General features: G+C 70.9%; 12 protein-coding genes. 9 read left to right on the top strand and 3 right to left on the bottom strand.

Features of this window, described 5'->3' with window-relative positions; translation table 11 throughout:
* Positions 1-132: 132 nt before the first annotated feature.
* The 8 genes from HYV14_02170 (at position 133) to HYV14_02135 (ending at position 9,092) form a co-directional block, all read left to right on the top strand.
* A complete protein-coding gene (locus HYV14_02170) occupies positions 133-663 on the top strand; it encodes a NapC/NirT family cytochrome c (protein MBI2384798.1) in 531 nt (176 codons plus the stop codon).
* A complete protein-coding gene (locus tag HYV14_02165) occupies positions 660-848 on the top strand; it encodes a hypothetical protein (protein MBI2384797.1) in 189 nt (62 codons plus the stop codon). Before HYV14_02170 ends, HYV14_02165 begins: the two co-directional genes overlap by 4 nt.
* Positions 849-895: 47 nt before the next feature.
* Entirely contained in the window at positions 896-1,483 is a 588-nt protein-coding gene (locus HYV14_02160) for a hypothetical protein (GenBank protein ID MBI2384796.1), read from the top strand.
* Positions 1,483-2,631: a cytochrome c biogenesis protein ResB gene (locus tag HYV14_02155; GenBank protein ID MBI2384795.1), complete on the top strand. Its 1,149-nt coding sequence runs from the start codon at positions 1,483-1,485 to the stop codon at positions 2,629-2,631. Before HYV14_02160 ends, HYV14_02155 begins: the two co-directional genes overlap by 1 nt.
* On the top strand, positions 2,628-4,463 hold the full coding sequence (gene ccsA, locus HYV14_02150) for a cytochrome c biogenesis protein CcsA (protein MBI2384794.1): 1,836 nt from the start codon (positions 2,628-2,630) through the stop codon (positions 4,461-4,463). The genes HYV14_02155 and ccsA overlap by 4 nt, the downstream gene beginning before the upstream one ends.
* 107 nt (positions 4,464-4,570) lie before the next feature.
* Positions 4,571-7,117 carry an ATP-dependent chaperone ClpB gene (gene clpB / locus HYV14_02145; protein MBI2384793.1) on the top strand — a complete coding sequence of 849 codons (2,547 nt, stop codon included), beginning with the start codon at positions 4,571-4,573 and terminating at the stop codon, positions 7,115-7,117.
* A 134-nt stretch (positions 7,118-7,251) separates the two neighbouring features.
* Entirely contained in the window at positions 7,252-8,436 is a 1,185-nt protein-coding gene (locus HYV14_02140) for a sigma-70 family RNA polymerase sigma factor (protein ID MBI2384792.1), read from the top strand.
* A gap of 65 nt (positions 8,437-8,501) precedes the next feature.
* Positions 8,502-9,092 carry a hypothetical protein gene (locus HYV14_02135; GenBank protein ID MBI2384791.1) on the top strand — a complete coding sequence of 197 codons (591 nt, stop codon included), beginning with the start codon at positions 8,502-8,504 and terminating at the stop codon, positions 9,090-9,092.
* 2 nt (positions 9,093-9,094) lie between these two features.
* On the opposite strand, the gene HYV14_02130 is transcribed toward HYV14_02135, so the two are convergent.
* Positions 9,095-9,592 (bottom strand): ATPase, encoded by a 498-nt coding sequence (locus tag HYV14_02130; GenBank protein MBI2384790.1) that lies wholly within the window; start codon positions 9,590-9,592, stop codon positions 9,095-9,097.
* Between the two features lie 1,831 nt (positions 9,593-11,423).
* On the opposite strand from HYV14_02130, the gene HYV14_02125 reads away from it, so the two are divergent.
* Positions 11,424-12,299, top strand: coding sequence for a universal stress protein (locus HYV14_02125; GenBank protein ID MBI2384789.1), 876 nt, complete (start codon positions 11,424-11,426; stop codon positions 12,297-12,299).
* Here the strand turns inward: HYV14_02125 and HYV14_02120 are convergent.
* The gene (locus tag HYV14_02120) at positions 12,273-12,710 is read right to left on the bottom strand and encodes a hypothetical protein (protein MBI2384788.1); all 438 of its coding nucleotides are present in this window, start codon (positions 12,708-12,710) and stop codon (positions 12,273-12,275) included. The genes HYV14_02125 and HYV14_02120 overlap by 27 nt on opposite strands.
* Positions 12,671-13,318, bottom strand: a complete 648-nt coding sequence (locus tag HYV14_02115; GenBank protein MBI2384787.1) for a phosphoribosyltransferase — start codon at positions 13,316-13,318, stop codon at positions 12,671-12,673. The genes HYV14_02120 and HYV14_02115 overlap by 40 nt, the downstream gene beginning before the upstream one ends.
* Positions 13,319-13,367 lie beyond the last annotated feature (49 nt).

The raw sequence follows: 13,367 nt of genomic DNA, 5'->3' as shown, positions 1-13,367 counted from the left end.
CAGGGAAAAGCGCATGCGGCAGTATCTCAAATCCGATGATCGCGGAACAGCGGCCCAGGTCATAGAAGGTTTACGTTTCCGGTTGGGCAACAATCCGGCCATTCAAAAGATTGTGTGGTACAATACGCCCCCATGAGCGCAAAGCCCGGCGTCCGGTCCTCGCGCATCCCCCAGGAGCTGTGGCTCCAGGCGCTCCTCTTCCTCGGCATCGTCGCCTTGCCCGTCCTGCTCGCGAGCCTGACCGGAGCCGTCGCCTTCCACCGCAGCAAGTCCGTCCAGTTCTGCTCCTCCTGCCACATCATGGAGCCCTTCGTGCAGGGCGTGGAGAACTCCAAGAGCGAGCTGCTCTCCGCGAAACACTTCCAGCGCCACTGGATCAACCACAACTCCTGCTACACCTGCCACACGGACTACGACTTCCTGGGGCCGATGACCGCGAAGATCCGCGGCCTGCGCCACCTCTACGCCAACGCCCTCGGCACGAACGAGCGCCCGAAGCTGTACAAGCCCTTCCCCAACGGCAACTGCCTGCAGTGCCACGGCGACACCTTCAAGTACCTCGAGCAGGAGGTGCACGTCCCGATGCTCGAGCAGCTGAAGAACAACGAGGCCTCGTGCATCGACTGCCACGGGCCGGTCCATCCGCAGGGAGACGGGTCATGAACCGCCAAGCCAAGTACGCGATCGCCTGCGTGGCCTTCATGCTGGCCACCGCCGTCCCCTGCCTGGTCAAGACCACGCCCGTGACGATGTCCCTGTTCTTCTTCGCCGGGATCCCCGTCCTGATCCTGGGGATGTTCTTCTACGCGTCCTCGCTGATCCAGTTCCTCAAGAGCCACTGGGTCTGAAAGTCCGGCCAAAAATGGCGTCGACGGGAATTTGTTATAATCGCCTCATGAGAACTTTTCTCCCCTCCTTCGTCGTGCTGTCCTCCGTTTTCCTGACCGCCGCCTGCGGCGAGGAGACGATCACCCGCGCGCGCGTGCCCAAGGAAGCGGCCCCCGCCGCCGAGGCGCACGGCCCCGGCGACGGCCACGACCACGGCGACCACGCCGGACACGACCACGCCGCCGCCCCGGGCCTGAAGTGGACCTTGCCCTCCGGCTGGAAGGAGACCCCCGGCACCGGCATGCGCCTGGCGACCTGGACTCCCCCGGGCGGGCTCAAGACCGAGGGCACCGTCGTCTCCCTGCCCGGCGACTCGGGCGGCGAGCTGGCCAACGTCAACCGCTGGCGCGGGCAGATCGGCCTGCCGCCGACCGACGAGGCGGGCATGAAGGCCGCCCGCGCGACGGTCTCCTCCAAGGCCGGCCCCGTGGCCGTCTACGACCTCACGAGCGAGGGCGAGTCCAAGACCCGCCTGATCGCCGCCGTCGTCAAGACGGGCGACACCACGTGGTTCTTCAAGCTGATGGGCGAGGCCGCGGCGACCGAGTCCGCGCGGCCCGGGTTCCTGGCCGCCCTCAAGAGCCTGACCCCCTGATGCGCAGGACCGACGCGCTGAGCCGTCTCGTCGACGCGCTCAGCTCGCTGAAGCTCACGCTCGCCTGCCTCGCCTTGCTGATGGTCCTCGTCGTCGCCTGCACCTTGGCGCAGGTCAACCTCGGCATCCATCTCGCCGTCGAGCGCTACATCCGATCCTTCCTGGTCTGGTGGTCGCCCGAAGGCTCGTCCCTGCGCGTCCCGATCTTCCCCGGCGGCGGCCTGGCCGGCGGCCTCCTCCTGATCAACCTGCTCCTGGCGCAGTTCCGGCGCCTGGAGCTGTCCTGGCGCAAGGCCGGGCTGTGGGTCGTGCACGTCGGCCTCGCGCTCCTCTTCATCGGGGAGTTCGCGACCGCGATGCTCCAGGTCGAGAGCAACATGGCGATCGAAGAGGGTCAGACGAAGAGCTTCAGCGAGGACTACCGCCGCATGGAGGTCGTCGTCACCGACGCGACCGACAAGGAGTTCGACGAGGAGACCGCCATCCCCGACTCCCGGCTCGAGACCGCGCGGGAGGTCTCCGACCCGGCGCTCCCCTTCAAGCTGGTCGTGCGCGCCTACCACGAGAACGCCGCGCTGTCGATGGGCGGCGCCCCGTCGGGCGCCACCGCGGGCGTCGGCGCGGGCATGTCCGTCACCCCGCAGCACCCGGTGACGGCCGACGGCGAGCAGAACACCGCCGTGGCGCTAGTCGAGCCCGTGCTCAAGGACGGGAAGAGCCTCGGCGTGTACCTGCTCTCCAACGGCCTCGGCGCGCCCCAGGGCTTCATCCACGAGGGGCGGAGCTGGAAGCTGGCGCTGCGCCTGCGCCAGTACCGCCATCCGTTCTCGCTGACGCTCAAGGACTTCAAGCACGACCGTTATCCCGGGACGAACATCCCCAAGAACTTCTCGAGCCTCGTGCGCCTGAAGGACCCGGCGGCCGGGGACGACCGCGACGTGCTGATCTACATGAACTCCCCCCTGAGGCACGGCGGCCTGACCTTCTACCAGGCGAGCTTCGGCAAGGACGACACGCTCTCGGTCCTGCAGGTCGTGCGCAACCCCGCGTGGACGCTTCCTTACGTGTCCTGCGTGCTGGTGTCGCTGGGCCTGCTCTGGCACTTCGGCGTGATGCTGAGGAAGTCCCTGTCCTCGAGGAGCGCATGAAGCTGAACCGGCTGCAGACGGCGGTGTTCGCCGGCGCCCTGGCGCTGGCCGCGTGGCCGCTCGCGGCCCCCGCGCCGAAGTCCGATTTCGACCTCGCGGCCTTCTCCCGCCTGCCCGTCCTCGAGGGCGGCCGGGTCAAGCCGATGGACAGCTTCGCGCGCAGCGCGATGCTCTCGATGAGGAGCAAGCAGACGGTGCGGGTGGACGGCAAGTCCCTGCCCCCGGCGCGGTGGCTCCTCGACGCGATGTTCAAGCCCGAGGCCGCCGACACCTACCCCGCCTTCGTCGTCGACGACCCCGAGGTCCTGGGCCTGCTCGGCCTCGACCAGGGCAAGACCCGCTATTTCGCCTACTGGCAGCTCGAGGGCAAGCGCGACGAGATCACGAACCAGGCGATGGCCGCCGACAAGATCGAGAGCGGCCGGCGCACGCGCTTCCAGAAGGCGGCGCTCGCCCTCAGCGGCCGGCTGAGCCTGTACGAGAGCGTCAAGAACACCTTCATGGTCTCCGGCCAGGGCGACCCCGTGATGGAGATGGCGGCGTTCAGCTCTTTGCTCCCGGCCGCGATGAAGGCGTTCCACGGGAAGAAGCCCACGGACAAGGACCGCCGCGTCATGGCCGCGCTGTCGGAGATGATCCAGCGCTACAACTTCCTCGCCCAGTCGGCGGCCTTCAAGGCCATCCCCCCGAGGGAGGGCGCCCCCGCCGACGACTGGACCAACACCGGCGAGGCCCTCGGCAACCCGACCCGCGGGCTGAACCCCCATCCGAGCCTGGCGTCCTTCGCCCTCATGGGCCGCGCCTACCGCGCCGGAGACGCCGCCGGCTTCAACGCCGCGCTGATGGAACATGCGGGCTGGGTCGCCCGCTACCGGCCCGAGGCCGCGCGCTCGGCCCGCGCCGAGACGCTCTTCAACAAAGCCTCCCCCTTCGTCTCCGGCATGGCGCTGTACCTGACGGCCCTCCTGCTGGTCTTCGCCGCCTGGGCGACCCGGCGCGAGGACGTCGCCGCCGCCGCGCGCGCGCTGGCCCTGGCCGCCTTCGCCGTGCACTCCGCGGGCCTGCTGGCGCACAGCGTCCTGCAGGGCCGCCCTCCGGTCACCAACCTCTACTCGTCGGCGGTGTTCGTGGGCTGGGCGGCCGCCGCGCTCGGGCTGTTCGCCGAGCGCATCCACCGGAAGGGCTTCGCCGTCGCCGGCGCGTGCGCCATCGGCTTCACGACCTTGATCATCGCCCATCACCTGAAGTCGAGCGGCGACACGATGGAGATGATGCGCGCGGTCCTGGACTCCAACTTCTGGCTGGCGACGCACGTCGTCACGATCACGATCGGCTACAGCTCGACCTACCTCGCGGGCATGCTCGGCATCGCCTGGGTCGCGCGCCGCCATCTCCTCGCCAAGCCGGACCCGGCGGCCTCCAAGGCCCTGTCCGACCTGGCCTACGGCGTCGTCGCCTTCAGCCTGTTCTTCAGCTTCGTCGGCACCGTCCTCGGCGGCATCTGGGCCGACCAGAGCTGGGGCCGGTTCTGGGGCTGGGACCCCAAGGAGAACGGCGCCCTGCTGATCGTGCTTTGGAACGCCATCATCCTGCACGCCCGCTGGGGCGGCTACGCGCGCGAGCGCGGCATCATGCTGATGACGATCTTCGGGAACATCATAGTCAGCCTCTCCTGGTTCGGCGTCAACATGCTCGGCATCGGCCTGCACTCCTACGGCTTCATGGACTCGGCCTTCCTGTGGCTGTCGGCGTTCTGCGCGTCTCAGCTCGTCCTCATGCTCCTCGGCGCGCTGCCCCCGCGCTTCTGGGCCGAGCACCGCAAAGAAGCCTAAAGCGCGAACGACGGGCCGTCAGCCGACTGTTTCCGGAAACAGTTCAACGCGGCTCCTTCGGGCCAGGGCCTCTGGCGGTCGTCCCGTTGCAGGGTTACCCTATACCTATGAACCCCGATCAGTGGACGCATAAGACCCAGGAAGCCTTCCGCGACGCCCAGTCGGCGGCGGAGCGCCGCGGCCACCCCGAGCTGACCCCCGAGCACCTGCTCGCGGCACTCCTCGCCCAGGACGGCGGGGTCGTCCCGGAGACCCTGAAGAAGGCGGGCATCGACCCGCGCGCGGCCGCCGCCGAGGTCGAGCGGTTCTTATCGAGGAAGCCCCAGGTCCAGGGCGGCAAGCTCCACGCCTCCGCGTCCCTCGACCTCGTCCTGCTCAAGGCCGAGGAGCGGATGAAGCTGTTGAAGGACGAGTTCGTCTCGGCCGAGCACGTCCTGCTCGGCATCCTCGACGCCGGCAGCGACGGCGCGCGCCTGCTCGCCAAGCTCGGCCTGACGCCGGACAAGTTCCTCGCCGCGCTGACCCAGACCCGCGGCTCGCAGCGGGTCACGTCCCAAGAACCCGAGGCCACCTATCAGGCCCTCGAGAAATACGGGCGGGACCTCACCGCCGCCGCCCGCCGCGGCAAGCTCGACCCGGTGATCGGCCGCGACGGCGAGATCCGCCGCGTCATCCAGGTGCTCTCCCGCCGCACGAAGAACAACCCCGTGCTGATCGGCGAGCCGGGCGTGGGCAAGACCGCCATCGTCGAGGGGCTGGCCCAGCGCGTGGCCTCCGGCGACGTGCCGGAGGGCATAAAGGAGAAGGCCGTGATCTCCCTCGACCTCGGCGCGCTGATCGCCGGAGCCAAGTACCGCGGCGAGTTCGAGGAGCGGCTGAAGGCCGTGCTCAAGGAGATCGCCGCCCAGGAGGGCCGCGTCATCCTCTTCATCGACGAGCTGCACACCCTCGTCGGCGCGGGCGCCGCCGAGGGCGCCATGGACGCGGCCAACCTGCTCAAGCCGATGCTCGCCCGCGGCGAGCTGCGCTGCGTGGGCGCGACCACGCTCGACGAGTACAAAAAAGGGATCGAGAAGGACGCGGCGCTCGAGCGGCGCTTCCAGACCGTCCTGGTCGACGAGCCGTCCATCGAGGACACCATCGCGATCCTGCGCGGCTTGAAGGAAAAATACGAGGTGCACCACGGCGTGCGCGTCCGCGACGCCGCCTTGGTGGCCGCCGCTACCTTGTCCTCGCGCTACATCCCCGACCGCCAGCTCCCCGACAAGGCCATCGACCTCATCGACGAGGCCGGAAGCCGGCTGCGCATGGAGATCGATTCGCTGCCGGCCGAACTCGACCAAAATGAGCGCGACATCCGCCGCCTCGAGATCGAGGCCACGGCCCTCAAGAAGGAGACCGACACCGGCTCCGCCGAGCGGCTGAAGGCCATCGAGAAGGAGCTCAAGCGCCTGAAGGCGGAGTCCGCCGACCTGCGCGAGCATTGGAAGAAGGAGAAGGACCTGATCGGGGAGCTGCGCGGCTTCCAAAAGCAGGTCGAGGAGCTCAAGGCCGACGAGCAGAAGGCGGAGCGCGGCGGGGACCTCGCGCGCGCCGCCGAGGTCCGCTTCGGCAAGGTGCCGGAGCTCGAGAAGCGCGCCGAGAAGCTGCGCAAGGATCTCGCGGCCCTGCAGAAGGAGAGGTCGCTTCTGAAGGAAGAAGTCGGAGAGGAGGACGTCGCCGGCGTCGTCGCGCGCTGGACGGGCGTCCCGGTCGAGCGCCTGCTCGAGGGGCAGGCGGCGAAGCTCCTGCGCATGGAGGACCAGCTCCACAAGCGGGTCATCGGGCAGGAGGCGCCGGTGAAGGCCGTCTGCGAGGCCGTGCGGCGCGCGAGATCGGGTCTCTCGGACCCAAACCGGCCCACCGGCGTGTTCCTGCTGATGGGGCCGACCGGCGTCGGCAAGACGGAATTGGCGCGGGCCCTGGCCGAGTTCCTGTTCGACTCGGACAAGGCGATGATCCGCATCGACATGTCGGAGTACATGGAGAAGCACGCCGTCGCCCGGCTCATCGGGGCGCCCCCCGGCTACGTCGGTTATGAAGAAGGAGGACAGCTCACGGAAGCCGTGCGGCGCAAGCCGTACTCCGTCGTCCTCCTCGACGAGATCGAGAAGGCCCACCCCGACGCCTTCAACGTGCTCCTGCAGGTCATGGACGACGGGCGGCTCACCGACGGACAAGGCCGGACGGTGAACTTCACGAATACCGTCGTCATGATGACCTCCAACGCGTCGAAGGACGAGCTCAAATCCCGCTTCCGCCCGGAATTCCTGAATCGCCTCGACGACATCCTCGAGTTCTCGAGCCTCGACCAGGCGCACCTGCGCCGCATCGTCGAGGTCCAGCTCGAGTCGGTGCGCAAGCGCCTCGCCGAGCGGCGCATCGAGCTGACGCTCACCGACGCGGCGAAGGACGCGCTGGCGAAGGAAGGCTACGACCCCGCCTACGGCGCGCGCCCGCTCAAGCGCGCCATCTCCCGGCTCGTCGTCGACCCGGTAGCGCGCATGCTGCTGACCGGCGAGATCAAGGACGGCCAGCAGGTCGAGGCCGACGCGGGCAAGGACGGCCTGGCCTTCCGCACGGCCGGACGGAAGAAGGCGGCTCCCGCCCCGTAATAATTCCGTAACAAAATCCGGGCGATACTGTTTTCGCAGCCGGGCAAGGCCGTTCCCTCCTCGCGGCGCCTACGGGCGCCGCTTGCCGGATCCCCCCACGGACGCACGCCTATGGCTCAGGAGGCCGCAACGCATTGATCAAGTCCATCGATAACAACGCCATCGGTCAGTACCTCGCCGAGATGGGGAAGGTGCCCCTGCTCACCCGCCAGGAGGAGACTCATCTCGCCCGCGAGATCGAGACCGCCGGAGGGGAGCTGCGGCGCCTCGTCCTCGGGTCGCCGGTCGCCCTGCGGCAGGTCCGGAACTGGGCCGAGCTCATCAAGGCCGGACACATGGACGCCAAGGAGCTGATGCCGCGGGGCACGCCCACGCGGGCGCAGATCGGCGCGATGCGCCGCAAGGTCCTGCTGGTGGCGCGCGCCATCGGGCGCGGCGCGAAGGGCGCGACGGTCGTCGACCGGATCGACGCCCTCGGGCTCCACGAGGAGAAGGTGCGGCGGCTGACGAACCGGGTCCGCGACCAGGCGCGCCGCCTGCGCGACGGGCGGCCGACCGACCCGCTGCCGATGACGCCCGCGAGCCTCCTCGAGCTCGACGAGAGGATCGCCGCGCTCGAGGACCGCGTCGAGGCGGCCAAGTCCGGCCTGCTCCGCGCCAACCTGCGCCTGGTGATCTCCATCGCCAAGACGTTCAACTCGGACAAGCTCGAGATGGCGGACCTGATCCAGGAAGGAAGCCTCGGCCTGATCCGGGCGGTGGAGAAGTTCCGCTGGGCGATGGGCTACAAGTTCTCCACCTACGCCACCTGGTGGATCCGCCAGGCCATCCAGCGCGCCATCGTGGACAAGGAGAAGACGATCCGCATCCCGGTCCACATCCGCGAGGATTACTCGCGCCTCAAGAAGGTCCTGCGCGACGGCGGCCGCGACCCGCGCGCCGCCGAGACGCGCAGGATCCAGGAGATCCAGGCCGCCATGCAGGAGCCCGTCTCGCTGGCCCACCAGGTCGGCGAGGACGGCGACGGCACCCTGGAGGCGCTGCTCGAGGACACGACGCTGCCGACGCCGCACGCGACGGCCGCGGACGCGATCCGCCGCGACGAGATCTGGAAGTGGATGTCCCACCTCGACAAGCGCGAGGCGGGCGTGATCACGATGCGCTTCGGGCTGGACGGCTCGTCGCCGCGTTCCCTGGACGAGGTCGGACGGGCCATGCGCGTGACCCGCGAGCGGGCGCGCCAGATCCAGCTGCAGGCGATCAACAAGCTGCGCGGCTCCTCGAACAGCGAGCGCATGAAGGATTACTGGTCCTCCTAGCCGCGCCTGGTCGCATCGTTGCGGCGGAGATATCAGGGATCGGATCCTCCCGGGAGGACCGTGCCATGAAATCCGAGAAACGTGAGCTCTATTTCGTCGCGACCATCCTCGCGGTCACCCTCGCCGCGGGAGGTTATTTCGCGTACCGCCATCGGGCCCCCTCGCAGGAGCGCGTGGCCGCGCACACCGCCGCCTGGCTCGACGGGCCCCGCGCCACGGCCAAGGTCATGATCGAGCGCTACGGCTCCCCCAACGCCCTGGGCGAGGGCACCGTGACCTGGTACGAGCGCGGGCCCTGGAAGAGGATCACCGTCCGCGGCGGGGAGCACTTCGACTACCTGGAGCAGACGGTGGGCTATTTCATCCCCGGCGACGCCGTCCCGGCGCTGCGCGAGTTCGGGCACGGCCTGACCTTCGACCGCTTCAACGACGAGCTGACCGCGGTGAGCAACTCCGAGGCGCTGAACATCCTCGCGCTCAACATGGCCGATGAGATCGCCTCCGCGAGGCGCGGCGCGAAGGAGGCGTCGGAGCTGTACGTCCGGACGGCGAAGCTGGCGGCGGCCGGGAAGTCGTCTCCGAAGCTGGACAGGCTGCAGTTCGAGCCCTACCGGCCGACGACGGAGACGCCCTGGAACCGGGAGATCGGCTACTAGCCCTAGCTCTCCCGGCTCCAGTCGGCGCGCACGAAATAGGCCCCGCGGTCGTACTTCAGGGCGAGCTCGCCCTTGAACGACCGGACGAGCGCGCGGCCGATGCGGCCCGGCAGGTGGATGTCCGTCGTCTTGATGACGACCCGGTCCCGCCGCTCCTCGATCCCCATGATCCGGTGCATCGGACGGAAGGAGTTCTCCGCCTTCTCCGCGTTGCGCGCGAGGGCCAGTATCTCCGGAAGGTGCGAGCGGGCGTAGCTCCCCCGCAAGGTCATGATCCCCGCGGGATAGTCGTCCTCGACGCGGCGGCAGGCCTGGCACACCTCGCGGGCCGCGCGCGCCGGCTTCCGGGACGCCCATTGCCAGCGGCCCTTCAGGAAGACCGCGCCGCACCGGGGACAGGCGGCGGGCTGGACCGGCTTCGCCGTCCTCTTGTACGGATCGGCGACGCGATCGTGCACCAGGCGCGAGCTGCGTGCCGGCACGGCGATATCGGCTCTCATGGCGAACCTCCTCCGCGGCGACGACGGCGGTGAGCCCTTCTTCCTGCCCGCCGCAACGATCGGACCATCCGGCCGCGATGTTGCGGGCGAAAGGGCGTGGGAGGGGCGATGACCAACGCGGAGATCGAGGCGCTGCTGGCGGAGATGTCCGTGCTCCTCGAGCTGTCGGGAGGAGCCTCCTTCCGCGCGCGCGCCTACCAGCGCGCGGCGCGCGCGGCGGGCGAGTGGGGCGCGCCGCTCGAAGGACTCTCCGAGGAAGAGCTGCGGGAGATCCCCGGCGTCGGCAAGAGCCTGTCGGCGCACATCCGCGAGGCGTGCCGCGCCGGGACCTTCCCGGGGCTCGAGGCGCTGCGCCGCCGCGTCCCCGCGGGCCTGCGCGCGCTGCTGCGGGTTCCGGGCCTGGGCCCCGCGCGCGCGCGGCGCCTGTTCGAGTCGGCCGGGGTGACGGGCCCCGAGGACCTGCGGCGGGCGCTCGACGAAGGCAGGCTCCGCGGGCTGCCGGGCTTCGGCCCGACGCTCGCGCGCAAGCTCGCCGCCGGCCTGAGTCTCGCGGCGGCGCCCGCGCGCCTCCCGCGGCGCGAGGTCCGTCTCGCGGCCGAGCCGCTGCTCGCCCGGCTCCGGGGCATGAGGGGCGTCTCCCGCGCGGAGCTCGCGGGCTCGGCGCGCCGCGGCCGGGAGACCGCCGCCGACGCCGACCTGCTCGCCGCCGCCGAGGACGGGGCCGCGGTCGTCGCGGCGTTCCTCAAGCTCCCCGGCGTCGCCGCGGTCCTGTCCAGCGGTCCCGAGAAGGCCTCGGTGCGCCTGTCCGGCGGGCTCCAGTGCGACCTGCGCGTGGTGCCGGCCTCGTGCTTCGGCGCCGCCCTCCAGTACTTCACGGGCTCCAAGGAGCACAACATCGCGCTGCGCGCGCTCGCGCGCCGCCGGGGCCTGACCGTCAGCGAATACGGGGTGTTCCGCCTCTCCGACGCGGCCCGGCGCCGTCCGCTGGCCGGGCGCACGGAGGAGGAGGTGTACGCCGCGCTCGGCATGGCCTACATCGAGCCGGAGCTCCGGGAGAACCGCGGCGAGCTGGAGGCCGCCGCGAAGGGGCGCCTTCCGCGCCTGATCCGCGCGTCGGACGTCCGGGGCGACTTCCACAACCACTCCCTGCACACCGACGGGCTCCACAGCCTCGAGGCGATGGCGCGCGCCGCCCGCGAGCGGGGCTGGGAGTGGGTCGCCCTCGGCGACCACTCCCGCTCGCTGCGCGTCGCCCGGGGCCTGAGCATCCCCGAGCTGAGGGCCACGCTCGCCGAGCTCGAGCGCGTCCGCGGCGCGGTGAAGGGCATCGAGCTGCTGCGCTCGATGGAGGTCGACGTCCTCAAGGACGGGAGCCTCGACTACCCGGACGAGGTCCTCGACGAGCTCGACGTCGTGGTGGCGGCGGTCCACTCGGGCTTCTCCCTTTCCGCCGCGGAGATGACGGCGCGCCTGGCCCGGGCAGTCTCGAACCCGCGGACCGACATCCTCGCCCATCCGTCGGGACGCCTGCTCGGACGGCGGCCGCCGTACGACTTCGACTCCGAGGCGGTGATGCGCGCCGCGGCGGGGGCCGGGACCGCGATCGAGCTCAACGGCCAGCCCGAGCGCCAGGACGCCGACGACGCCGGCGCCCGCCGCGCCAAGGAGCTGGGGGCGGCGCTGGCGCTCGGCTCCGACGCCCACTCCGCGTCCCAGCTCGCCTTCATCGACGACGCCGTCGTCATCGCCCGGCGGGCGTGGCTCGAGCCCGGCGACGTCCTGAACTGCCTGACCTACGCCGAGCTGCGCGAGCGGCTCGAGGAGAAACGCCATGAAAGGCTTCCCGCCCAAGCGCATCGTCGTCGCGGTCGATCTCTCCGCTCCGTCCCTGGCGGCGCTCGACGCCGCCAAGGCCCTGGCCCGGCGCTGGGGCTCGGCGCTCAAGCTCGTCCGCGTGCAGGCGCCGGCTCTCGCCGCGGCCGTGATCGGCCCCGGGTCCCTGCCGGTCCCTCTCCCCGAGCCGAGCGCCGAGGATGAGCGCCGCCTCGAGCGGCGCCTGCGCGACGCGGCGTCGGGCTTCCCCCCCGAGCGGCTGACCGTGCGCACCCTGCACGGCTGGCCGATCGGAGCGGCGCTCGAGAGGGCCGCGGCCGCGGCGGACCTGCTCGTCCTCGGCACGCACGGCTACGCGGGGATCGACCGGTTCCTGCTCGGCTCGGTCGCCGAGGCCGTCGTGCGGGCCTCGTCCGTCCCCGTGCTCACGGTCCACGCCTCCAAGTCCCCGCTCCGGGTGACCCGCGTGCTCGCCCCGTGGAACGGCCTTCCCCACGCGACGCGCGCCCTGCGCTACGCCGCGGCGCTGGCGCGCGGCCTGGACGCGGAGCTGCGCGTCCTGAGGGTCGTGCCGAAGGGGAGCTCCGTCCTGGCCGAGGCCCCCGGCCTGGGCCGGCGGCTCGAGAGCCTCCTCGGCCCGGCGCGCCGCGGCCGCTGGAGCCTGCGCGTCAGGGTCGGGGACGCCCGCGCGCACATCGTCAGGGAAGCCGACTCGGGCCGCTACGGACTCGTCGTGCTCTCCGCGCACCGCCGCCCGTTCTCCTCGGACGCGGTCCTCGGCTCGGCGGTCGAGCGGACCATGCGCCACTCGCGCATACCGGTGCTCGCCGTGCCCTCGGGACGGCCGTCAAAAATTCATCGGCCGGCGGTCTAGCTTCTCGAAGATGAGCTTGAACGCCTCGCCCTCGCGCACGAGCCGGTGCCGCGCGGCGTCGGCGTTCGCGGGAAGGGGCATGATCATCTCGTAGCGGCGCGTCTCGTGCGGGCGCTCGGCGATGCAGCTGATCGTCACCAAGGAGCCCGCGACCGCGACGCTCAGCGAGTCGCCCAGGAGGCCGGGGATGCTGACGGCCACGATGATCTCGCTGTCCGTGGCGGTGAGCATGGAGCGGATGCCCGCGGCCGCGCGGACCTCCGCCGCGGCCGGCACGGGCGTCCAGCGGGCGCTGCGCGCGCCGAGCCAGTAGCCCTCGGCGAGGAACGCCGCGCTGAACGCGGCCATGGCGAACTTCGCGGCGCCGGTCATCACGGCCGCGTCCCCGCCGCCCCCGCCGTCTTCAGGCACGCGACCGCCTGCTCGTCCGAGACCTGGGAGAAGTCCGCGTAGTGCTCGCCGATCGCCATGAAGCCCGGCGGCTCCTCGAGGCAGACCACCTCGTCGGCCGCGGCCTCCAGCAGCTCGACGGCGTCGGGCGGGGCGACCGGGATCGCGACGACGACCTTCGCGGCGCCCGCGCCCCGGAGCAGGTCGACGGCGACGATCAAAGTCCGACCCGTCGCGGCCCCGTCGTCGGTCAGGATCACGGTCTTCCCCGCGACGCTCAGGGGCTCGGCGGACCCGTGGTACAGGCGGTAGCGCTCGCGCAGCGTCCCGCGGACGCGCGCGATCTCGCCGGCGAGCCACTCCGCGCGGATCCCCTCGCGCCGGACGAGCTCCTCGTCGTAGGTCTCGCCGGTCAGGCTCACCGCCCCGATCGCGAACTCCGGATTGTAGGGGTGGCCGATCTTCTTGGTCAGGATCACGTCGAGCGGCAGGCCCAGCTCGGCGGAAAGGACGGCTCCGATCGGCAGCCCCCCGCGGGGGACGGCCAGGACCAGCGCGTCGGCGCGCCCCTTGAAGCGCCGGAGCTCGCGAGCCAGACGGACCGCCGCGTCATGCCGATCGTGGAACATGGTTCCTCCGTGCCCCCGCCGTCGTCTTCGGACGCAACAAACGGGCCTT

It is taken from the genome of Elusimicrobiota bacterium (assembly GCA_016182905.1).
Taxonomy (GTDB): domain Bacteria; phylum Elusimicrobiota; class Elusimicrobia; order UBA1565; family UBA9628; genus GWA2-66-18.
This window is presented reverse-complemented; position numbering and strand designations above follow the sequence as displayed.

Bases quoted from the DNA above. Each gene is read 5' to 3' on its own strand.
- HYV14_02170 (MBI2384798.1), top strand. From the start codon at position 133: ATGAGCGCAAAGCCCGGCGTCCGGTCCTCGCGCATCCCCCAGGAGCTG.
- HYV14_02165 (MBI2384797.1), top strand. From the start codon at position 660: ATGAACCGCCAAGCCAAGTACGCGATCGCCTGCGTGGCCTTCATGCTG.
- HYV14_02160 (MBI2384796.1), top strand. From the start codon at position 896: ATGAGAACTTTTCTCCCCTCCTTCGTCGTGCTGTCCTCCGTTTTCCTG.
- HYV14_02155 (MBI2384795.1), top strand. From the start codon at position 1,483: ATGCGCAGGACCGACGCGCTGAGCCGTCTCGTCGACGCGCTCAGCTCG.
- ccsA (MBI2384794.1), top strand. From the start codon at position 2,628: ATGAAGCTGAACCGGCTGCAGACGGCGGTGTTCGCCGGCGCCCTGGCG.
- clpB (MBI2384793.1), top strand. From the start codon at position 4,571: ATGAACCCCGATCAGTGGACGCATAAGACCCAGGAAGCCTTCCGCGAC.
- HYV14_02135 (MBI2384791.1), top strand. From the start codon at position 8,502: ATGAAATCCGAGAAACGTGAGCTCTATTTCGTCGCGACCATCCTCGCG.
- HYV14_02130 (MBI2384790.1), bottom strand. From the start codon at position 9,592: ATGAGAGCCGATATCGCCGTGCCGGCACGCAGCTCGCGCCTGGTGCAC.
- HYV14_02125 (MBI2384789.1), top strand. From the start codon at position 11,424: ATGAAAGGCTTCCCGCCCAAGCGCATCGTCGTCGCGGTCGATCTCTCC.
- HYV14_02115 (MBI2384787.1), bottom strand. From the start codon at position 13,318: ATGTTCCACGATCGGCATGACGCGGCGGTCCGTCTGGCTCGCGAGCTC.